At 46.1% G+C, this 22,748-nt stretch carries 16 protein-coding genes; 9 read left to right on the top strand and 7 right to left on the bottom strand.

The annotated features are described in order from the left end of the window. The first annotated feature begins 108 nt into the window (after positions 1 to 108). On the top strand, positions 109 to 1,320 hold the full coding sequence (locus AC07M6_RS16060) for a bifunctional 3,4-dihydroxy-2-butanone-4-phosphate synthase/GTP cyclohydrolase II (protein ID WP_494891116.1): 1,212 nt from the start codon (positions 109 to 111) through the stop codon (positions 1,318 to 1,320). On the opposite strand, the gene AC07M6_RS16055 is transcribed toward AC07M6_RS16060, so the two are convergent. Further along, positions 1,321 to 5,742, bottom strand: coding sequence for a translocation/assembly module TamB domain-containing protein (locus AC07M6_RS16055; protein ID WP_494891114.1), 4,422 nt, complete (start codon positions 5,740 to 5,742; stop codon positions 1,321 to 1,323). 188 nt (positions 5,743 to 5,930) lie between these two features. Here AC07M6_RS16055 and tsaD point away from each other — a divergent pair, with 188 nt between their 5' ends. The 5 genes from tsaD to AC07M6_RS16030 all read left to right on the top strand — a co-directional run bounded on the left by tsaD (position 5,931) and on the right by AC07M6_RS16030 (position 11,223). Beyond that, on the top strand, positions 5,931 to 6,932 hold the full coding sequence (gene tsaD / locus AC07M6_RS16050; RefSeq protein ID WP_494891112.1) for a tRNA (adenosine(37)-N6)-threonylcarbamoyltransferase complex transferase subunit TsaD: 1,002 nt from the start codon (positions 5,931 to 5,933) through the stop codon (positions 6,930 to 6,932). Positions 6,933 to 7,045: 113 nt separating this feature from the next. Beyond that, on the top strand, positions 7,046 to 7,222 hold the full coding sequence (locus AC07M6_RS16045; protein ID WP_494891110.1) for a hypothetical protein: 177 nt from the start codon (positions 7,046 to 7,048) through the stop codon (positions 7,220 to 7,222). Between the two features lie 286 nt (positions 7,223 to 7,508). Then, positions 7,509 to 9,776: an aconitate hydratase gene (locus tag AC07M6_RS16040; RefSeq protein ID WP_494891108.1), complete on the top strand. Its 2,268-nt coding sequence runs from the start codon at positions 7,509 to 7,511 to the stop codon at positions 9,774 to 9,776. A gap of 359 nt (positions 9,777 to 10,135) precedes the next feature. After that, positions 10,136 to 10,780, top strand: coding sequence for a hypothetical protein (locus AC07M6_RS16035; RefSeq protein WP_494891106.1), 645 nt, complete (start codon positions 10,136 to 10,138; stop codon positions 10,778 to 10,780). A 65-nt stretch (positions 10,781 to 10,845) separates the two neighbouring features. Then, entirely contained in the window at positions 10,846 to 11,223 is a 378-nt protein-coding gene (locus AC07M6_RS16030) for a DUF5655 domain-containing protein (protein ID WP_494891104.1), read from the top strand. Positions 11,224 to 11,316: 93 nt separating this feature from the next. On the opposite strand, the gene AC07M6_RS16025 is transcribed toward AC07M6_RS16030, so the two are convergent. The 6 genes from AC07M6_RS16025 to tnpA all read right to left on the bottom strand — a co-directional run bounded on the left by AC07M6_RS16025 (position 11,317) and on the right by tnpA (position 19,030). Next, on the bottom strand, positions 11,317 to 12,669 hold the full coding sequence (locus AC07M6_RS16025; RefSeq protein WP_494891102.1) for a TolC family protein: 1,353 nt from the start codon (positions 12,667 to 12,669) through the stop codon (positions 11,317 to 11,319). Next, positions 12,653 to 15,784, bottom strand: a complete 3,132-nt coding sequence (locus AC07M6_RS16020) for an efflux RND transporter permease subunit (protein WP_494891100.1) — start codon at positions 15,782 to 15,784, stop codon at positions 12,653 to 12,655. The genes AC07M6_RS16025 and AC07M6_RS16020 overlap by 17 nt, the downstream gene beginning before the upstream one ends. 8 nt (positions 15,785 to 15,792) lie before the next feature. Next, positions 15,793 to 16,875, bottom strand: a complete 1,083-nt coding sequence (locus tag AC07M6_RS16015) for an efflux RND transporter periplasmic adaptor subunit (protein ID WP_494891098.1) — start codon at positions 16,873 to 16,875, stop codon at positions 15,793 to 15,795. 194 nt (positions 16,876 to 17,069) lie between these two features. After that, positions 17,070 to 17,345: an ArsR/SmtB family transcription factor gene (locus AC07M6_RS16010; RefSeq protein WP_494891096.1), complete on the bottom strand. Its 276-nt coding sequence runs from the start codon at positions 17,343 to 17,345 to the stop codon at positions 17,070 to 17,072. Positions 17,346 to 17,458: 113 nt separating this feature from the next. Then, positions 17,459 to 18,358 carry an MBL fold metallo-hydrolase gene (locus AC07M6_RS16005; protein WP_494891094.1) on the bottom strand — a complete coding sequence of 300 codons (900 nt, stop codon included), beginning with the start codon at positions 18,356 to 18,358 and terminating at the stop codon, positions 17,459 to 17,461. Between the two features lie 210 nt (positions 18,359 to 18,568). Beyond that, on the bottom strand, positions 18,569 to 19,030 hold the full coding sequence (gene tnpA / locus AC07M6_RS16000) for an IS200/IS605 family transposase (RefSeq protein WP_494891092.1): 462 nt from the start codon (positions 19,028 to 19,030) through the stop codon (positions 18,569 to 18,571). 208 nt (positions 19,031 to 19,238) lie between these two features. Between tnpA and eat the strand changes: the two genes are divergently transcribed. From eat to eutC, 3 genes are read left to right on the top strand one after another with little or no spacing between them, the layout of a single operon-like run. After that, positions 19,239 to 20,573, top strand: coding sequence for an ethanolamine permease (gene eat / locus AC07M6_RS15995; RefSeq protein WP_494891091.1), 1,335 nt, complete (start codon positions 19,239 to 19,241; stop codon positions 20,571 to 20,573). 5 nt (positions 20,574 to 20,578) lie between these two features. Next, complete coding sequence (locus AC07M6_RS15990) at positions 20,579 to 21,967, top strand: ethanolamine ammonia-lyase subunit EutB (protein ID WP_494891089.1); 1,389 nt, start codon at positions 20,579 to 20,581, stop codon at positions 21,965 to 21,967. Then, positions 21,955 to 22,725, top strand: coding sequence for an ethanolamine ammonia-lyase subunit EutC (gene eutC / locus AC07M6_RS15985; protein WP_494891088.1), 771 nt, complete (start codon positions 21,955 to 21,957; stop codon positions 22,723 to 22,725). Before AC07M6_RS15990 ends, eutC begins: the two co-directional genes overlap by 13 nt. The last annotated feature ends 23 nt before the right edge of the window (positions 22,726 to 22,748 follow it).

The following is a 22,748-nucleotide window of genomic DNA, read 5'->3' as shown; positions in this document are numbered from 1 at the left end:
GCAGTATTGTTTTTACAAATCAAAGACCCATAATAAAGCCACCTTAACGTACATTTGTACGTAGTAATTACAAAATGGTATTTAAGGCCATTAAACCCGCATGATAAAATGCTGAATACGATAGAAGAAGCAATAGCTGCCATACAAGCCGGTAAAACTATTATTGTTGTTGATGATGAAGGCCGCGAAAATGAAGGTGATTTTTTAACTGCCGCACGTAACGCCACACCCGAAACCATTAATTTTATGGTGAAATATGGCCGTGGCCTGGTATGCGCCCCTATTACTGTCGACCGTGCTAAAAAGCTGGGGCTGGAGCCGATGGTATTGCAAAATACTACATCGCACGCTACCAATTTTACCGTATCGGTTGATCTGTTGGGGCATGGCTGCACAACCGGCATCTCTGCGTCCGACCGTTCAAAAACCGTATTGGCGCTGATAGACGATAACCTTGATCCTGCCGAACTGGGCCGCCCGGGGCATATATTTCCACTGATAGCTAAAGATGGCGGCGTACTGCGCCGCTCAGGCCATACCGAAGCGGCTATAGACCTGCCAGTGATGGCTGGTTTTGAACCTGCCGGCGTAATCTGCGAAATTATGAAGGAGGATGGCGAAATGGCCCGCCTGCCCGATTTGCTGGAGATGGCTAAGGAGCACGACATGGTTATTATCTCTATTGAAGACCTGATTGCTTACCGCCTGCGTACCGAAAGCATGGTAACTAAAGAGGTAGCCGTTAAAATGCCTACCCAATGGGGTGATTTTGATATGATAGCCTATACCCAGATAGATACCGGCGAAAACCACCTGGCCCTGATTAAAGGCACCTGGGAACCCGGCGAACCGGTGATGGTGCGTGTGCACAGCTCGTGCATTACGGGCGATATTTTTGGATCGTGCCGTTGCGATTGCGGCCCGCAGTTACACAAGGCTATGGAAATTATCCAAAAAGAAGGCAAAGGCGCTATTATTTACATGAACCAAGAGGGCCGCGGCATTGGCCTGATCAATAAACTGAAAGCTTATCATTTACAGGAGAATGGCTTTGATACTGTTGAAGCCAATATCCAGTTAGGCTTTAAAATGGATCAGCGCGATTATGGTATCGGCGCGCAGATCATCCGCGATTTGGGGATCTCTAAAATGCGCCTGCTTACCAACAATCCTAAAAAACGTGCGGGATTGATTGGTTACGGACTGGAGGTTGTTGAAAACATCCCTATCGAGATAGCATCAAATCCGCATAACGAAAGTTACCTGCGCACTAAAAGGGATAAGATGGATCATTCCATTATGCAAAAGCAAAACCACTAATTATTTTTCTTCCGGAACGTCGCTATCATTGTTTGCGGGGGCAGGTGTTGTACCTGTGCCATTGGCCTGCCTGCGCCGGCGGTTGCTAAACAAGCTTCTGAAAAACTCGCCGAAGGTATCAAAATCGCGCTGGTAAATCAGGCCAAGCCCGTTTACATATTGCACGTTTAAATTATTATACAGATCGAGCGTAGTGCCGCTTAGTACCCGGTACGAGTAGCGTGCCCTTAAACGCCCGTCTTTCCGTAACAGGTAATCAACCTCAAAATCCTTCGTATAACTACTGATATCGGTATTCAGGAAACTGCCCGATGACCCGAATATGTTATTGTTCCCGTTAGGATTGTAAAGGCTGCCGGTCAATATCAGCCTGTCTTTTAAGAAATGTAAGGTGGCGCTGGCATCACTGGTAGACCGGATGTTGATATCCACATTTTTAATATTCGATTGCGAAATAAAAGTATTCAGTTTATTAAACGCAAACTCGCTTAAAGCCTGTTCGGCCGTTTGCGATACCTGGTTAGTTAAATTATTATCGGTACCGGCGGCAAATTGCCTGCGTATAATTAAGCTAAGGGCTTGCTGGTTACGGTTACTTTCATCGGTTAAATAGGTGGCCAGATCATCCTTGATGGATGGATCGGTTGGGAAAGTAAAATCAAAACTAATTTTTGGCTGTAACAGGGTATGTGTTAATATCAATTGTGCCTGTACCAATTTTTGCTGGCTGCCTGTGGGCGATGTTAAACCGGCCGCCCTGTACAGATTGTTAATATCGGTACGTACCTCGTAAATGGCCTTCATGTTAATATCGGCATTACCGGCGCTGCCCGTCCAGCGGATGGTACCGCCCTGGTCAACCGTAAAGTTTTTGCTGATGAAATCCTTGGCAGTAAATTCAAACTTACCCGATGAGATCAGGAAATCGCCAAACATTTCAAAATCGCCCAGGCTGTTAATTTTCAGTTGCAGCCTGTTAGATACGCCCCGGCCTTCCAAACGGCCATAATCGGTTGATATCTTCACCAACGATTTTTCATCAACGGTAAGTTGCAAATTAAGGGTAACGCCTTTAAACGCGTTTACCTGCTCCTCTACTTTAGCGGTATCACTATGGCTCACAAACCTGATAAAATCATAATCACTGGCGGTTGATGAAGTGTTTAGCGGGATATTAAATACAGTACCATCTCCTGTAGTAGCTTTAATATCAATGTTCATATTATCGGTTGGGCCGGTAAAAGTAAATGTACCGGTACCATAGGCTGTGCCAAAATAAATATGGTTATCCTTAAAAGTAGTATTAAGCGCCATAAAGTTGGTGGCCTTTACCGTAACATCCAATGTTGGGTTTGATATATTGTTTAAATCAACCGTACCGGTGGCTGTGGCCTCGTTGCCCTTAATATCTTTAAGCGATAGCTTGTCTATCTTAATCACGCTTTTATCTACCGTTAACTCATCATTAAGCGTATAGGCGGTTTTTAAATAATTCACCGTAAGGCCTGTATTTACCAGGGTAACCTTACCGTTAAGTTGTGGCGCGGATGGTGTACCTGTCAGTTTCAGATCGGTTGAGATATGCCCTTTCAGGTTTGATACCAAATCCTTCACAAACGGATCAAAGATGATGGCTTCGGTCTGGTTCATCTTTACATCAAAATCAAGCACATTACCTACGTCCTTGCCCAGGTTATAAACTCCTGCAATATTCATGGTTTCCAGGCCACGGTTCAGGATGTTTAATTTAACATTAGCCTGTTTACGTTCGTTATCCAGGCTTGATACCAGCTTTACGTTGCCAATCAATGTCTCGTTCATAGCCAGCGAGTCGATACCCAAATGGGCATCTACGCCCGGCGCTTTGGTAATACCGCTCAGTACCACATCCCCGTTTAAAGCCCCATGCAGCATAATACCCGATGCTTTGGTGAGCTGATTTAGTGTAGCCATGCTAAACTTTTCAAACTCTACTTTTAGCTTATCTTCCAAATTATCAGATATAAAACCATTAATACGTACTTTTTGCACACCGCGCGATAGCTCAAAGCCCGATACCTGCGTTTTGCCATCCAGCAAGCGGATGCGCACCTGCTCCTGGATCTTCCAGCGCTGATGTTCCAATATCACGTCGGATGGTAATAAACTCAGCTTGGCGGTCGTATCACGGCCAAATTCTACCAAACCGTAAAGGTCCAGTTGATTTATCGCGTCTTTATCGGATAGTTTTACGTTGAATTTAAGGCTATCCCTGTTTAAGAAATTGGAAATGTTTATATTTTTTATGTACAGGTCCTTATTCAGGTCAACCCGGCTTAAGGATACGTTGAGGCCAAGGAAGCCGTCGCTGGTGTTTTCATCCAGGATCAGGTCATGAAATACCAGGCCGCCATAGTTAATGGTTTTTACAAAACCGCTTAAAGTAGCCGTTTTATCAGCCGAATTAAACTGGCCTACAAAATTACCCTGATCAGGTATTTTAAGGTCCGGTTCAAACATGGCTATCAGCGGATCGATATTTTTTATTTTGAAATTAAAATCAAACTGCTGGGTATTAAATGGTACAATAGTGGTTTTTAACGATGGAATATACTTTTTAACGATAGCCTTAAAATAAGAGGGTAACGTAGCCAGATCAAAGTTCCCCTTAATACTGCCATCTGCCATTGGCGATTGCAGGCTGATCAGCCTTTCGCGGCCAGTCCCCGACGAGGTCAGGATTACAGAATCGACCAGGTAATTATGCCGGGGATCAACTATACGGATAGGCGAAAGTGATATTTTACCTGTCAGGTTGCTCAGGCTATTGCCGGTAAACTGGGTATTCAGGTTAGCGCTTAGCGTAATGGTATCATTTAACAGGTGAATAGTGTTCAGGTGCGCATCGGTAACAGTGGCTGTCAGATCATAGGCCGGCAAAGCCGGGTTAAGATCGGCAGTGCCCTTTAAATTAAGCTTGATATTATTATCATTAATGGCCACCGTACCGTTAAATACCTTTTTAATAACCGAGCCATTAACGTTTACGTTTTTATAGCGGTAGTTTTTATAATCGATATAGGTAATTTTAGCATTAACCTTTTCAGTCAGGTTTTTCAGCTCATCTCCGCTACCTTTAACATCAGCTGCAAAGGTGATCCGGTTCAGGTCGGGCTGATCTATCAGCGTACCTAAATCAAAATCGTAAGCTTTTATTTTACCGCTATAGCTGGGTGTACCGGCCTTGCTGATCTTCAGGTTCACATCCGATTCAAACCTGCCCAGCTTGGTTTTAAAATCGCCGTAGGCAATAAAATCATTCTGAACGCCGGTAAACTTGCCTTTAAAGTTTACGTTACCAAATTTTTGAATAATGGCAGGCAGCTTTTTGTTATTAGTGCCGCTAAAGCGGTTATAAAGGAAATCCAGGTCTTTTTTATTGGTAGCTATCTGATCGAAACTTAATTCCATCAGCGTGTTTTCCCAATCGGGCAATCCTTTTAGTTTAAAATCGCCTTTTAAATAGGTGGCCTGCCCGGCTGTCACGGTCAGGTGAGTGGCTTTCAGGTTACTTACCAAACCTTTTATGTGTCCGTCTACACCTAAATCAAACTGGCTTTTATCAAGCGTGGTGGTAAAATAAGCAATATCGGCCGATGAGATCTTCGACGATTTAAAATCAGCATCCAGCAGTACACGGTTTTCAAATTCTTCCCCAATATCTCCAAAATGCTTAAACCGCATCCTGAAATAGTCCTTCAGCGATGAGTGAGGCGTTAAGATATGCATGTTTTGGGCCAGGATCTGGTTACTATCTACCGTAGCCAGGGCTTTAAAATTTTTAATATAGAAGCCGCTTTTTTCGCGAAGGGTAAGGCTGCGTACATCGCCTTTAAACATGTGGTGCACCAGGTCCATATTGCGCACATCTGTGCTAAAGTGGTCTACATCAATATCGTCAAAATCAATGCTGCTGCTGTTAATGGTTTTATGCAACATGTTTTTAAAACGGAAGTGAAAATTATTCACCACTGTTTTTTCAAAAACCAGTGTCCAGGGCTTGCTTACTTTTTTGGCGGTATCGGGCTTATTAAAGTAATCAACAATAAAATCGATATTACTGGTAGTATCGTTCAGTTTTTTAAGGTAAACCGAGCCGTTATCTAACTGGATGCGGCTGAAATCGATTTTACGTTCGCCAATGCTGCTGAAGATCGAGAACCCGTTCAGTTCGACGGTTAATTTGGGGCTGCTGACTAAGGTGTCGTTCTGGTGATCGAGCACGTACAGGCTATCCAGCACAACCGATGAGAACGGTTTAATGTAAATGCCGCCAATGTATACCTTGGTTTTCCACTCTTGCGAGAAATGATCGGCTACTTTTTTTGCGGCCCAGGTTTGCACCGGCTTATATTGAAATACCAATAATAGCACGCTGACCATCAGCAATAGGAGCAGAACAATACCAAGCGCTATTTTGAGTACTTTTTTAATAACTTTGCAGATTAGAAATAATTACTGATTTATCGGGTTACCGATTGTTTTGGTTTAACACCATTTGTACAAGATAGTTTAACTATCCGGTATAAAAATCAATAATTCAATAATTCATTCATTCAAAAATTGTATACGTGCCTGTAATATTAGGAATAGAATCATCCTGCGATGAAACATCCGCGTCTATTTGCGTTGATGGTAAGATATTGAGCAATGTGATTGCCAATCAAACCATTCACGAGGCTTATGGGGGCGTTGTGCCCGAACTGGCCTCGCGCGTGCACCAGCAAAATATCATTCCCGCCGTTCAACAAGCCATATTTAACGCAAAAGTAAACAAAAATGATATTGATGCGGTAGCTTTTACACGCGGGCCCGGTCTTTTAGGCAGTTTACTGGTTGGGGTATCCTTTGCCAAATCGTTCGCGCTGGCGCTGGGTAAGCCGCTGATAGAGGTAAACCACATGCAGGGCCACGTATTGGCACATTTTATAGGCGAACCTAAACCGCAATTCCCCTTCCTGTGCCTCACGGTATCGGGCGGGCATACGCAAATAGTTTTGGTGAAGGACTATTTTGATATGGAGATCATTGGCCAAACCACCGACGATGCCGCCGGCGAAGCACTGGATAAAACCAGTAAAGTGCTGGGACTGCCCTACCCCGGCGGCCCGTTAATTGATAAATACGCGCGCCTGGGTAACCGCGATGCCTATAAATTCCCCGAGCCGCAGATCCCCGGGTTTGATTTTAGCTTTAGCGGATTGAAAACATCCATCATGTATTTCATCCGTGATAATGTAAAAACCAATCCTGATTTTTTGCAGGAGAATATGGCCGATATCTGCGCTTCGGTAGAATACCGGGTGGTTACCATTTTGCTGAATAAGTTAAAACGCGCGGCTACTGAATACGGGATTAAGGATATCGCCCTGGCCGGCGGTGTATCGGCCAATACCGGTTTAAGGGAGGGCTTGCAGCAACTGGCTGCCCAACAAGGCTGGAACGCCTTTATACCCAAATTTGAATACTGTACCGATAACGCCGCCATGATTGCCATTGCAGGTTACTATAAATACCTGAAAGGCGAATTTGTTGGCCAGGAAATAGCCCCGCTGGCAAGATACCCTTTCTAATGCAAGCCCCCCGGCCCCCTAAAGGGGGAGTGAGAATATCTGTATTAATGCTAACTTTGAAAAATTAAATATTTTAACAATCATTCCCCCTTTAGGGGGTTAGGGGGCTATATATGAGTTTTCCATCATTAATATTTTGGGTAGTGTTTGTACTGCCGCTGGTTGTATTTCTGGTTTGGTTGATCCGCCAGGACAAAAACAAAAAAATGGGCATTACCGGTTTGGTGGTGCTGGCTATTTTAGTGGTTGTGGCTATTGTGTATATGTATGTAAAAACCGGCGGGCGATAGCCAGCGTTAGGGATAGCAGCGTAAAGCCCGGAGCCGGTTGGCTTGTGAGAGGGCCTGGCGAGGACTTGCAGCGGAAAGCCCGGGCCGGAGGCAACGCCCAAAGTTGCTAACACCTAATCTATAATCACCAATTAACTAATCACTTATTTAGAATATATCCAAATAAGATTTACCCTGCTATCCGTTACAAAATTCTTTGTAAATTTTGTAGCTTCGCCACCTTAGGGCTGTAGGCAGCTTTAAACCCCGCCGCAGCTATTTCTTTTCACTAAATTCAACAAGAAAGATGGCTTTTGATTTAGATATGATCAAAAAGGTTTACAACCGTTACAGCACCCGTATTGAGGCTGCCCGTACCGCTACCGGTAAACCACTTACTTTAACCGAGAAAATTTTATACGCCCACCTTTCCGAAGGCGATGCTAAAACAGCTTATGGCCGTGGCGTAGATTATGTGGATTTTGCACCCGACCGTGTGGCTATGCAGGATGCTACCGCCCAGATGGCCCTGCTGCAGTTTATGCAGGCAGGCCGCCCGCAGGTAGCTGTACCTTCAACCGTGCATTGCGATCACCTGATACAGGCTAAAATTGGCGCTGTTGAGGATTTGCATACCGCTGTGGATATTAATAAAGAAGTTTACGATTTCCTGGCCTCGGTATCTGATAAATATGGTATCGGTTTCTGGAAAGCCGGTGCAGGTATCATTCACCAGGTAGTGTTAGAAAATTACGCTTTCCCGGGCGGTATGATGATCGGTACCGACTCGCATACCCCTAATGCGGGTGGTTTAGGCATGATAGCCATTGGTGTTGGCGGTGCCGACGCTTGCGACGTAATGGCCGGCCTGCCATGGGAGCTAAAATTCCCTAAACTGATTGGTGTTAAGCTAACCGGTAAATTATCGGGATGGACATCAGCTAAAGACGTTATTTTGAAAGTGGCCGGTATCCTAACCGTTAAAGGTGGTACAGGCGCTATTGTTGAATATTTTGGCGAAGGTGCGCAATCGCTGTCGGCCACTGGTAAAGGTACTATCTGTAACATGGGCGCCGAAATTGGCGCTACCACATCGGTATTTGGTTACGATAGCAAAATTGCCGATTACCTGAAAGGCACCAAACGTGCCGAAATTGCCGAGTTAGCCGATGCCGTTGCCGAGCACTTAACCGGCGACCCTGAAGTTTACGCTAACCCCCAGTTATATTTTGACCAGGTAATTGAAATTAACCTGAGCGAACTGGAGCCGCATGTAAACGGTCCGTTCACCCCGGATTTGGCCTGGCCTATCAGCAAGTTTGCTGCCGCTGTTAAAGAAAATGGCTGGCCTGCAAAACTGGAAGTTGGCTTGATCGGTTCGTGCACCAACTCATCTTACGAGGATATTACCCGTGCGGCATCTATCGCCACACAGGCTATCAATAAAAACCTGAAGGCCAAAGCCGAGTATACCGTTACCCCGGGTTCGGAACTGGTACGTTATACCGTTGAGCGCGATGGTTATTTAGATACCTTCGAGAAAATTGGCGGCGTGGTATTGGCTAATGCTTGCGGTCCGTGTATCGGTCAGTGGGCCCGTCATACCGACGATCCTACCCGTAAAAACTCTATCATTACTTCGTTTAACCGTAACTTTGCTAAACGCCAGGACGGTAACCCTAATACCCACGCGTTTGTGGCTTCGCCGGAGATTGTGACCGCTTTCGCGATTGCAGGTGATTTAACCTTTAACCCGCTGACCGATTACCTGACCAACGAGGCCGGTGAGCGTGTTAAACTGGAAGAGCCGCTGGGTATAGAACTGCCGGTAAAAGGTTTTGCTGTGGAGGATGCCGGTTACCAGGCACCTGCCGAAGACGGTAGCGTAGTGAGTGTGATTGTTGACCCTAAATCGGCACGTTTGCAATTGCTTGATCCGTTTAAGGCATGGGAAGGTACCGACCTGAGCGGCCTGAAACTGCTGATCAAGGCTAAAGGTAAATGTACTACCGACCATATTTCTATGGCCGGCCCGTGGTTGAAATTCCGTGGCCACCTGGATAATATCAGTAACAACATGCTGATTGGCGCCATCAACTACTTTAACAATACCGCCGATAGCGTGAAGAACGAACTAACCGGCGAGTACGGCCCTGTACCGGCCACTCAGCGCGATTATAAGGCGCATGGCATAGGCACAGTTGTAGTAGGCGACGAAAACTACGGCGAAGGCTCATCGCGCGAGCACGCGGCTATGGAGCCCCGTCACCTTGGTGTACGTGCCATACTGGTAAAATCGTTTGCCCGTATCCACGAAACCAACCTGAAGAAACAAGGTATGCTGGCTATCACGTTTAACGATACCGCCGATTACGATAAAATTCAGGAAGATGATACAATCGACATTACCGGCTTAACTACATTTGCCCCGGGCAAACAGTTAGGTGTTACCCTGCACCATGCCGATGGTACTACCGATAGCTTCCCGGTTAACCATACCTATAATGCACAGCAAATAGAATGGTTTAAAGCCGGCGGCGCGCTGAATATTATCCGTGCGCAAATGGCTAATTAAGGTTAAAGCTGAAAGGTTAAAGGCCTTTGCAAATTACACAAGCCGCTCCTGTTAAGGGGCGGCTCTTTTGTGTGCAGTTATCTTTCCCCCACACCGTCATCCTGAGCGATAGCGAAGGATCCCAGACTATGCTTGACTGCTTTCGCAAATTCAGGCGTCCACGCCTGAATTATCTTATTGTGAGCGTCTACGCTCACGTAACTCATTAATAATAATGTAAGCGCGGACGCTTACATTAACATAACACCCGGGCGTGGACGCCCGGATGTGCACAGCGCGAAATAAAATCAAGATGTGTATTTTTAATGGACATTTATCTATCTTCATTTTGTAGATAAATAAATTAAACAAACCTTTTCATGAAATTGATCATACCCATCATTTGTTTCTGTTGTGTACTAACGGCAAAAGCACAAATTGGAACTCAGCATATTGTAGAGCCCACGGGCAACTATAAACAAATTAACTTAAGCAGGGAATTACTGGTGATAAGTAGAATTACCGATCCCCAAAACAAACAGAAAGCAACTTTAATTGACTCGATTGAAGCCGCAGCTAATAATTTCACACCGTCAGTGTTGTATATTATGTCGTCGGTGCTGTTTAGTGATAACCAAAAAGAAAAGGGGATGTTTTGGTTTTATGTTGCACAATTAAGAGCTCGGTATGATGTGAATCGCTGCGCCGATAAAACTGCATCGGCTGCACGGTATAATCAAATGATTGGCCCCCCAATTAACCAATACGCATTTGAACATTTAGATACATTAGAACGAATTATAACACGAGTGATAGATTTTGTTAAAAACAATAATGAAAATTATGATCAACGGTGGATCAATATGGAAGGAATGGGAGTTTTTGACTCGGCCCTAAACCCCGATCATAAAAATGAATCGTTAAGCTTGCCGAAAGAACAGTGGGCAACTATTAAAGCAAAAACCATCGAAGATTATAATAATGGTTTTAAGGAGGCTTTAGCATTAAAGAAAATTAAGCATTAGTTGCTACAATGACGCAAATATGTTATTATATTGATTGTTAACAAATTCATCCAAATACAATACCATTGACACCCGGCGAAGAACTCCATTTGTCCCAATTTCTATCAGGCAGAAGTGAACACACTTTAGCTTTGTTCCATCATTTTATTTCCCAATTTCAGGAGATAGGCCATATCACGGTAGAGCCTACTAAAACCATGATCGGCATATCTAACAGCCATAAGCGTATTGCCTGGGTAACACAATTGGGTAAAAACTTTATCCACGTGGTGTTCCCCTTTAAAAAGGAATATCCCGATAACCTTTGTTTCACCAAAATGGCGCAGGTGCCGGGGCAGAACCAATTTAACCACCATTTTAGGATGAACTTGATAGATGACCTGAACGACGAAGTATTAAACTTCATGCGCCTGGCTTATTTTGAAGAAGGGGTCGCTTTATAATAAGTAATCCATACCCCTTTTAGGAGATATGGATTACTTACAATTGTGCATACGCTGTAGCTCCCTCAAGAGGAGATCTATAGGCAGTTTATATTAATTTTTGCTGGCCAGTACACGCTCTAAATCAATTTTTGCTGATTGGTAATCGTACACGGCCTCTAAATAATTGGATTTAGCGGTGGTTAACCCCAGTTCGGCGTCCAGCAATTCCAGGCGCGATGCTACTCCCCTTTCGTACCGGTATTGGGTAATGCTGTAGCTTAACGCTGCTGTTTCTGATACCTTGGCTTGTACCTGGATCCGTTGAGTGGTCTCGGCTAAATTAGCTATTACCTGTTTTACATTTACCCGCAATTGCTCCTGCGCATTGGTAAAGTTTACGGTAGATTGTTCTACCTCTATCTTAGCCCGGGCCACTTTGGCTTTGTTGCTATTGCCCGAGAAGATTGGGATGGCAAACTGCAAACCCGCGAATGATACCGGCGGCCAGCTGCTGCTGCCCCATTTAAAACCATTGGCCTGGCTTTGCAACTGGTATTGGCTGATAAAGTTTAATACAGGCAGCTTACCGGCTTTGGCTATATCAACCTGGCTTTGGCTGATGGTTTTATTAAGCTCCAGCGCCTTTAAGTCGGGGCGTTGGGCCAACGCTTCGTTGTACAGGCCTGCTTCATCCGGCAATACGTCGCCGGTGTGGTAAGATAAGCTATCGGTTAAATTAAGTTCCGTTTTCTCATCCAGCGCAAGCAAAACTTTTAACTGCTGGCGGCTTACTTCAATAGCGTAGGTGAGCCGCGAAATATCCGGTTCCAGATTTTTCAGGTTGGTAAAAGCCCGCAGGGTATCCACACGCAGGGCCTTACCCTGTGCCAGCAGCGAGCGCGAATCTTCCAGCGCTTTTTTGTTACGGGTAATACTTTCCTTTTGCAATTGCAGCCTTTTGGCCAGCACCAGCATCCGTAGGTAAACCTGTTTAACGGTAGCGGTTACGTCGGCTTCCTTATCGCGGTAAAGCAAGCCCGCCTGCTTTTCGTACAGTTTAGACTGGCGCAAACCGGCTGTTGCCGATGGGTTATATAATGATTGTGTTAAACCTACCTGCGCCCCTACCTGGTCGTCACCGCCAAAGCGGCTGTAAGGTATACCGCCCGATGTAGTTGGCGCACCGCCCAGCCCAAAAAATACAGGCTTTTGAAAGTAGCGCTGGTACTGCCCGGTAATGGCAATATTAGGTAACAACAAGGCGCGGGATATCACCGTTTGCTGTTGCGCCCTGCCAATGTTCAGCGAGTCGCTTTTTAACTCGCGGTTATGTGTGCCGGCTAATTTTACGGCATCGTTCATGCTGAGGTCCACACGGGACTGGGCATGCGCTTTGGACACGGCCAAAGCAAATATTAGTATCACTACCCACGCAAGCAGGTGTGCATTAAATTGATTCTTCATATTCTTTTAACTGAACTGGTGAAGCTGCTGCAACTCCGGGATGCTGATCTGCTGCCTTATGGCGCACAGACCTGCTAAAGAAGCTGTATACAGCCGGGATAACATAAAGGGTAAGGATACCGGCAAAGATTAACCCGCCTACTACCACAATACCTAAAGATTGCCTGCTGCCTGTTGAAACGGCGATAGGCAGGGTACCAAATATCATGGCCAGCGTAGTCATCAATATCGGGCGGAAACGGGAGATAGAGGCATTACGCACCGCATCCATAATAGATTGGCCTTCCTCTTTATTCTGGTTGGCAAATTCAACGATCAGGATCCCGTTTTTGGTGATCAGACCGATGAGCATGATAATACCTATCTCGCTAAAAATATTTACGGTTTGCCCGGTGATCCACAAACTCAGCGCCGCCCCGGTAACGGCCATCGGCACGGTTAACAGGATGATGAACGGATCTACCAAACTTTCAAACTGCGCTGCCAGTACCAGATAGATCAGCACAATGGCAAATACAAACGCGTATATCAAACTCGAACTGCTTTCGCTAAAATCGCGGCTTTGGCCGGCCAGCGCGGTGGTGAAACCTTTAGGCAGCTCTTTTGCGGCTATCTTATCCATTTCCTTAATGGCTTCGCCCAGGCTTACGCCTGCAGCCGGAGTAGCATTAATAGTTACAGCGTATGATTGATTGTACCGGTAAATAGCCGGCGGACTAATCCCCTCCTTCAAATTCACCAGGTTATCTAACGATACCATTTGCCCGGTACCTGCTTTCAGGAATAGTGAGCGCAGATCGTAAGGGGCTGCCCTTTCTTTCCGGTCTAACTGGCCAATTACTTCATATTGCCTGTCGTTAAAAATAAAGTAACCATAACGGCGGCCTGAGAGCGCCAGTTGCAGGGTTTTACCTATTTCCTGTGTGGATATGCCCAACTGGGCGGCACGCTGGCGGTCTATCGATATGCTGATCTCCGGGCGGTTCACTTTAAAGTCGGGGTCCTGGAAAGTCAGTTTAGGATTAGTATAAACTGCGCCCATAATTTTAGGCATCACGTTGATCAGCTGTTGCAAATCGGGCGCCTTAATTACATATTGAACCGGCTGCGTTGTTGCAAAACCACCAATAGTTGGGATCTGTATCGGGATAATGATCACATTGCGGAACTTCTGCGTAGCGGCAACCAGCTTTTGGTATACCTGCATCTGGCTCAGTTTGCTGGAGCGATCTTTAGGGTCCTTTAAAAAGATCCACTGGAAACCGCCGTTAACCGGCTGCGCCAGCGTACCTACCGATGCCGCGATACCCGAATAGGTACGGCCGCCGTTCAAATCAGGTACCGAGTCGTTTACAAAGTTACCTACCTGCTTCATGGTGTTTTCCATACTTTCGTAAGATGTACCTTCGGGCGCGATAACCGCTAAACCGATCATCGACCTGTCTTCCAGCGGGGCCAGTTCTGACGGCAATTTGGGTAGGATCAGGTAAGCGATCCCAAACGATGCGATCAGCAGGGCGAAACCTGTCCACCGGTATTTCAAAAACAGGGCTAATGACTTACCGTAACCGTTGTTCATAGCTATAAACCATGGTTCGGTTTTGCGGTACAGCCAGCTATGTGCCGATCCTGCTTTCAACAGATAGGCGCTCATCATAGGCGATAAGGTTAGCGCCACAAAGGCCGAGATGAGTACTGAACCCGATACCACAATGGCAAACTCGCGGAACAGGCGACCGGTTATCCCGCCAAGGAATAAAATAGGCAGGAACACTGCGGCCAGCGTAACCGTGGTTGATATAACGGCGAAGTAGATCTCGTCCGAACCCTTACGGGCGGCCTCGATAGGCGACATGCCTTTTTCTACCTTGCTGTAGATGTTTTCCAGCACCACAATGGCATCATCCACCACCAGGCCTATGGCTAATACCAGGCCCAACAGGGTAAGTACGTTGATAGAGAACCCGGCGATATACATAATAAAGAAGGCCGAGATAATAGATACCGGGATAGCAACCAGCGGGATAATGGTACTGCGCCAATCGCGTAAAAAGATAAAGATGATCAATGCCACCAGCCCAAATGCGACGAGTAGCGTTTCCTTTACTTCCGACAGGGAATTACGCACAGGAACGGTAAAGTCTTTACCCAAAGCAATATCATATTCTTTAGGTGCGCTTTTCTTGATCTCTTCAAACTTCTTCTTAAATTCCTCTACAATAGCCAGCGAGTTGGCGCCGCGTTGGGGCTGTACACCTGTACCTACGCCGTAGCTGGCGCTTTTGCCGTCAAACTCTATCATAGCGGTACGCTCGTTTTGCGACGACATTACTGCCGTACCAATATCGCGGAAACGCACAATAGCGCCGTCCTTTTGGCTCAGGATCATGTTGTTAAAATCCTGCTCGGTTACCAAACGGCCTTGTGTACGCAGGGTAACTTCGCTGTTCTGTCCTTCAATACGTCCGCTGGGCAAATCCACGTTCTCACGTTGCAGGGCGTCCTGGATATCGGATGGGGTTAAGCCGTACGATGCCATTTTAACCGGATCCATCCTTAAACGCATGGAGCGCTTGCGGCCGGCATAACTATCTACCAAACGCACGCCGGGGATAGATTGCAGGCTTTCTTTAATGTTGATGTTCACAAAGTCGGTTACATCTTCCAGGCTTTTGGTTTTACTTTTTACGGTAAGGAACACCAGGATATCCGGCGGACCCGATTTTTCTACAATAGTAGGTTCAATATCTGTAGGCAATTGCTGGCGCGATTTGGAAACTTTATCGCGCACATCATTAGCGGCGGCTTCCAGATCGGTGCTCAGGTTAAACTCTACGGTAATCACACTCACTTGCTCGCGTGATACGGATGATATGGCGCGGATGCCGTTTGCTTCGGCAATGGCTTCTTCTAATGGTTTGGTTACCTGCGACGCGATGATATCCGCGCTGGCTCCCGGATAAACCGTAGTGATGGTTACTATCGGCGAGTCGGTAACGGGGTACTCCCTGGTACCCAGGAAGGTATAACCGACGATGCCGAAGAGGATCAGTAAAACTGACATTACTCCTGCCAGCACCGGCCGGGATATACTCATTTGTGATATAGCACTCATGATGATAATTAGTTTTGAGTTGAATTAATAGTGGCCAGTTGTACAGCCGCGCCGGGTGAAAGGCGCATTAAGTTACTGGTGATCAGGGTATCGCCTGCTGTTAAGCCGCTTAATACCTGCACATTACGGTCGGTACGCTGACCGGTTTGCACCGGGATCATGACAGCTTTATTGTTTTTAACCGCGTATACGGTATAGCCTTGCGACGATGGCATCAGCGCCTGCGAAGGTACCATCAGCGAGTTAGCGGCCGAGTTTAAAGCGATCTTCAGCCGTGCACTCTGGCCCGGCAGGATCTCCTCTTTAGGATTAGCGCTGATGGCCCTGATCAGCAGCGTGCGGGTGTTTTGATCCAGCTTGCTTTCATGTGCCTGTACGATGGCGCTATAGGTTTTCTCGTTCGATTCCACCGTGAAATCAACCTTGCTGCCTTCGTGCAAAATGGCCGCGTATTTTTCGGGCACGCTAAAGTCCAGCTTTAGGCGGGTATAATCAACCAGGTTGGTCATTACCGTTTGCGGGGTTACAAATGAGCCGGGATAAACGTTGATGATACCGATGCGGCCGCTAAATGGCGCGCGGATGCGGGTTTTTGCTATCATCACCCTTAATTGTTGTACCTGCGCGTCAATCACCTTCAGGTTGGTAAAGGTTTGATCGTAATCCTGCTGAATAACGGCCTGATGCTCGATCAGGTCTTTCAGGCGCTGCTCGTTCAGTTTAGCCAGTTTTTGCTGCTGGATCAATTGTTCTAATTGTGCTTGCAGATCGGCATCGTCTAACTGGAATAATAAAGCGCCAGTACCTACTACGCTGCCTTCTTTTACATTCACACGGATCACCTTGCGGTTCAATTCGCTTACAATGTCTACCGCCTGGTTGGCTATCAGGGTACCGGTGGCTTCCATTTCGTCTTTAATGGTTTCCGATTTCAGTATGATAGCATCAACCGGAACGCCTACCGGCGCGGCAGCTGCTTTTTGTTCCGCTGGCGGATTTTTGGCTTCGGTATTACACCCGGCCAGTGCAAACAGCAAGGCGGGTATGGTTAAAATTAACAGGGTATTTTTAAGATTATGTTGAGTTTTCATTTATTCATTTATTTAAATGTTTCGATATGTAATTGATAAGGAATTAATGGATTGCTCCTAACAGGCAATGTTAACCATGCCGCAACCTGGTGCCACAGTGATTAAGCGAAGTAATTGATTTTTCATATATTTATTAATTTGAATATTTCGATATATTATTTCTGATCGGCAGACTGAGAATAATATCAACAATTTTAACCTTTTAGTTTATTAAGGTAGTCGATGTACTCGTTCAGCACTTCCTCGTTCAGCGTATATTTAAGGTTACGTCCCTCCTTTTCAGGAATGATCAGATCGGCATCTGTTAACTGCTTCACGTGGTGAGAGATAGACGGCTGTGCCAGTGTAACAAAATCATGTATCTCTGTACAGTACAAGCAGTTATTCTTTTTCTTGATCTCCTGCAGTATGCATACCCGGTTGGGGTCGCTCAGCGCCTTGGATATACGCTCAAATTTTTTTAAGTCCACAACTATTTCCTTTTCCGATTCAAATGTAAATAGATATATCGAAATATGTCAATGTATTTTTATTTAATGACATATCGATGATTTATAACCTCTTATTATTCTTTTTAACGCGATTATCCTTTGCTCAATTCATCAAAAGCGGCATTCAAACTTGCTTTAATACCATTTCCCTGCCAATCGGTTACACCGGGGATGGCGGTAGCCGCGGCAACTTCATCTTTGGTTTTGCCGGCTTTTATCTGGGCGCTTACAAAATCAATCAGGCGGTCCATATAGTTTTGCATGGCCTTCAGATCGTCCATAGTTCCGGTTACCTTTTGCGGATCGAAAGCATGGCCGAACACAAACAGGGTATCCTTATTAAATTGTTTTTGCGCCTTACCCAATACAACCGACCAGTTTTTGATGGAAGCGCCATGCGCGGGATCTACCACCGGGTAGCGGCGGTTAAACACCAGGTCGCCGGTGTGCACAATATTAGCGTTCTCAAAATGGATCATGGCATCGCCGTTGGTGTGTCCCGGCCCCCAGTAATAGGCGTGGATCCGTTCGTCGCCCACCTTCATTTTCCATTGATCGGTAAAGGTGGTATCCGGGTAAAGCTGTTTATCTTCACTATTGGCTTTAACCGCCACATCCTTTTGGTTGGCTAATGAATTAGCATGTGCAGCTACATTTTTCACGATCCCTTTAAAAGAGATATTGCCCGATGTATGATCGCCATGGTGATGTGTATTGATCAGCCACTGGAAAGGTTTATCCGATTGCTTTTGCAGCTCGGCAATTACGTGACTTGCCGGGGCGGGAAATTCGGCATCAACTACCACAATGCCATCCTTATTTGATAGCCAGGCAATGGTGCCGCCCTGCTCGGTAAATATGCCCATGTTATTACGCAGGGACTTAAACTGGTAGGCTTGCTGGGACAATAAACTGGCAAAACTGCTTTTGTTAAACAGTGCCAGCGCGCCCGCTGATAATAAACTGGTGTTAATGAACTGACGGCGATGCATAATGGTTTATTTGATTAAAGATATAACGAATTTAGGTATAAATTCGTTACTTAAAAAAATGCACTTGTACGATAATCTAACCGCCTCAAGACCATTTGGCTTATAGCTGGTTCACTTACGTTCTTTCTAATGTTCCATAGGAACATCTGGTTGGTAGCATGCATACATTATTTATAATTGCGCGTTCCCTTAGGAACGCCTGGTGTTCGGCTATTCTAACTCTTTAAATATGTATTGCTCATCCCATTCAACCTCAAATAATCTTAAGAATTTTCGATATTCATCTAAAAACGTTTCCTTTTGGTGGTGTCGCTCCTGGTTTGCAATATAACGGACAACATCATTCACCTGGCTTTTTGAATAGGAAAACGCACCATACCCCTCCTGCCAAGCAAACGATTTAACAGACAAGCCCTGTGTTTTCACCCATTTGCTACTTTCTGTTTTTACATTTTGTATTAATGATGACATGGATTGATGCGGCCTCATCCCAATAAAAATATGGATATGGTCGGGCATGCTATTTATTTGAAGCACTTTGTGATTGTTTTCCCGGAAAATTCCGGCAATGAATTGATGCAGGGCTTCTTTCCATTGCTTATCGATAAGTGCTGTACGATATTTCACAGCAAATACAAATTGAATGTGGACTTGTGTGTAGCTATTTGGCATATTTTGTAATTGCAATTTACGAGCACCAATCGTTCCTACGGAACGAAAAAAGGGCGGGATTTCTTTTTTCTACCAACCAGATGTTCCTATGGAACATTTAGACTATCTAATTGATATATTCCAAATTCATTTACTCAATATTACAAAAAAAATCAAGGATTAATCAGCGCTTCTAAGTATCTTAAAGGCAACATTTACCGCTGAAGAAATGACGGCCAACACTACCCAGCTAAAAAAAGTATTAAAACCCATCCACCTGTGGGCCATAGCCGTAGCGCTGGTGATATCGGGCGAATATTTTGGCTGGAACTATGGCTGGCAGGCAGCCGGTACGGTAGGTTTCCTCATCGCTACTATAGCAGTCACCCTCCTATATATCACTTTCATTTTTAGCTATACAGAGCTAACTACGTCCATCCCCCACGCCGGCGGGGCTTTTGCCTATGCCTACAAAGCCATGGGCCCAATTGGCGGCCTGATTGCCGGTTATGCCACCGTAATAGATTTTGTGCTGGCTACGCCGGCTATCGCGTCCAGCCTGGGGAGTTATCTGCATTTCCTGTATCCGGACTTGCCGGTGCTTGGGGTAGCGCTGGCTTTTTATTTGGTTTTCACTATCCTGAATATTGTGGGTGTAAAGGAATCGGCGGTGTTTTCGGTGGTCATTACTATTTTGGCTATTGCCGAATTACTGCTGTTTATGGGCATTATTGCGCCCCACTATAAAAGCGCCAACTTCCTAAACGATGGTATGCCTTTCGGCTGGAAAGGTATTTTTGCCGGGCTACCTTTTGCCGTTTGGTTTTACCTGGCCATTGAGGGCGTAGCCATGACTGCCGAAGAGGTGAAGGACCCCAAACGTGATATTCCGAAAGGATATATAGCCGGATTAGCCACCTTAGTATTTTTAGCTTTAGGCGTAAGCATCCTTACCGGTGGCATTACCGACTGGCATAAACTATCCAATATCGATTATCCCCTGCCCGAAGCCATTGGCATTGTATTGGGCAAAAGCAGCGGCTGGACACAGCTGTTTACCGGTATTGGTCTGTTCGGTTTAATCGCTTCCTTTCATGGGACGATACTGGCTTACTCGCGGCAGATCTTCGCTATCGCGCGAAGCGGGTATCTGCCTAAATTTTTAGCGGGAATAAATGCCCGTTTTAAAACACCACATTGGGCCACTATTACAGGCAGTTTGGTAGGCTTTGCCGTTCTGATCATTTTACAAAGAACCGATCAGATCATTATCCTATCGGTTTTGGGGGCCTTGATGATGTATCTGATGAGCATGATCAGCCTGTTTATCTTACGCAAAAAACAGCCGGATATGGTGCGGCCATTTGTATCCCCGTTTTACCCTGCTTTCCCGGCAATTGCGCTACTACTTACAGTAGTTTGTATGGTCGCCATTATCTATTATAACTTTTGGCTTAGCGCGGCGTTTTTTGGCGGTCTGCTGTTAATTGCACTGGCTTATATCATAACCGGCAAGCATAAACAGCCTATTACCGACGATCTTTTATTAGAAACCTTAGCGTAATTGTTATGGCCTATCAGCATTCGGTTAAGCATCATACTTACAGGTTTGCCAGCCTGAAGGACCTGCTGGCCAAAGCTACCCCCTGCCGCAGCGGCGATGCCCTTGCAGGCGTTTGTGCTGATAGCGCCGAGGAACGCGTGGCCGCCCAAATGGCGCTGGCCGATGTGCCGCTGAAAAACTTTCTGAATGAAGCTGTTATCCCTTACGAAGAGGATGAAGTTACCCGCCTGATCATTGACGATCATAACTATACCGCCTTTTACCCCATCAGCCATTTTACGGTTGGGGAATTGCGCGATTGGTTATTGAGTGAAAAAGCCGATACATCAACGCTTGAAAAAATAACCCCCGGCTTCACCCCCGAAATGTTGGCGGCCGTGTCCAAGCTCATGCGTAACCAGGATCTCATCACCGTGGCTAAAAAGCGGGAAGTGGTCACCAAATTCAACAACACCATTGGTTTAAGGGGACATCTGGCTACCCGGCTGCAACCCAACCACCCAACGGACGACCCGAAAGGCATAGCTGCGTCTATGATTGATGGCTTGCTTTACGGCAGCGGGGATGCCGTGATAGGTGTTAATCCGGCTACCGATAATGCCGCCGCTATCGCCAATATTTTGGTATTGATAGACAACATCCGCCAGCAGTTTGACATCCCCACGCAATCCTGTGTATTGAGCCATATCACTACTACGCTTGATTTAGTGAACCGCGGCGCGCCGGTTGATCTCTGTTTCCAATCTATCGGGGGAACCGAAAAAACCAACAGCAGTTTTGGGATCAATTTAGCCTTGATAGATGAGGCTTACCAAGCCACGCTATCCTTAAACCGAGGCACAGTAGGCAACAACGTCATGTATTTTGAAACCGGCCAGGGGAGTTCGTTATCAGCAAACGCGCATCATGGGGTCGATCAGCAAACCTGCGAGGCCCGGGCTTACGCTGTTGCCCGTAAGTTTAAACCCCTGCTGGTAAACACGGTAGTAGGTTTTATTGGTCCCGAATATTTGTACGATGGCAAACAAATTATCCGTGCCGCGCTGGAAGATCATTTTTGCGGAAAACTGATGGGTTTACCCATGGGTGTTGATGCCTGCTATACCAATCACGCGGAAGCCGACCAGGATGATATGGATAGCCTGATGACCCTGCTGGGTGTGGCCGGCTGCAATTTTATTATCTGTGTGCCCGGTGCGGATGATATCATGCTGAACTACCAATCGGCCTCTTTTCATGATGCTTTATACCTGCGGCAAACTCTGGGTTTAAAGCCCGCGCCTGAGTTTGAGGCCTGGCTGATTAAACAAGGAATAACCGATACTAATGGAATTCCTGTTGCTGGCAGCCAATCGCAGATCTGGCAAAAAATCGATCAGCTATGGATAAAATAACCCGGCAGAATTTTGGTGTGGATGATGATCCATGGTCGCCCTTGAAACAGTTTACGCAGGCGCGGATTGCTTTGGGCCGCACAGGTTGCAGTGTACCCACCAAACAAACGCTCGACCTGAACATGGCCCACGCCCATGCCCGCGACGCGGTTTATGCTGAGTTGGCCCTGGATACGATTGAACAACAACTGCAATCATTTAACCTGGTTGTTCTACAGCTTAAAAGTATGGCTACACACCGCGCCCAATACTTGCAGCGGCCTGATCTGGGGCGACGGCTGCATCCGGTATCCGTTGAACAACTGCCTGCCTTTGGGGAGTATCCTGCAGATATAGCTATTATTATTGCCGATGGGTTATCTGCGAGCGGAATAAATGCCCATAGCCTGCCGCTGTTACAGGAACTGATCCCCTTAATACAAAACCAGGGACTAACTATAGCGCCCATATGCCTGGTTGAACAGGGCCGCGTAGCTATAGCCGACGATATTGGCGCCGGGTTAAAAGTAAAATTAAGTATCATCCTTATTGGCGAACGCCCGGGCCTGAGCAGTGCCGATAGTATCGGGGCATATATTACTTATAATCCACAGCCCGGCTTAACAGATGATGCACGCAATTGCGTTTCTAATATCCGCCCCGGAGGCTTGCCTTTTAAGCAGGCGGCCATTAAGATCGGCCATTTAACACAGGAAGCCTTCAGAAGGAAACTATCAGGAGTGAATTTGAAGGATGATATGGGGTTACTGGGGGAGTAGTAATAACGTTTTACTAGTTGTCA

Source organism: Mucilaginibacter sp. GW821-FHT07H05, from assembly GCF_059418485.1.
The sequence above is the reverse complement of the archived record's forward strand: the minus strand, read 5'-3'. Positions and strand labels throughout refer to the sequence as shown.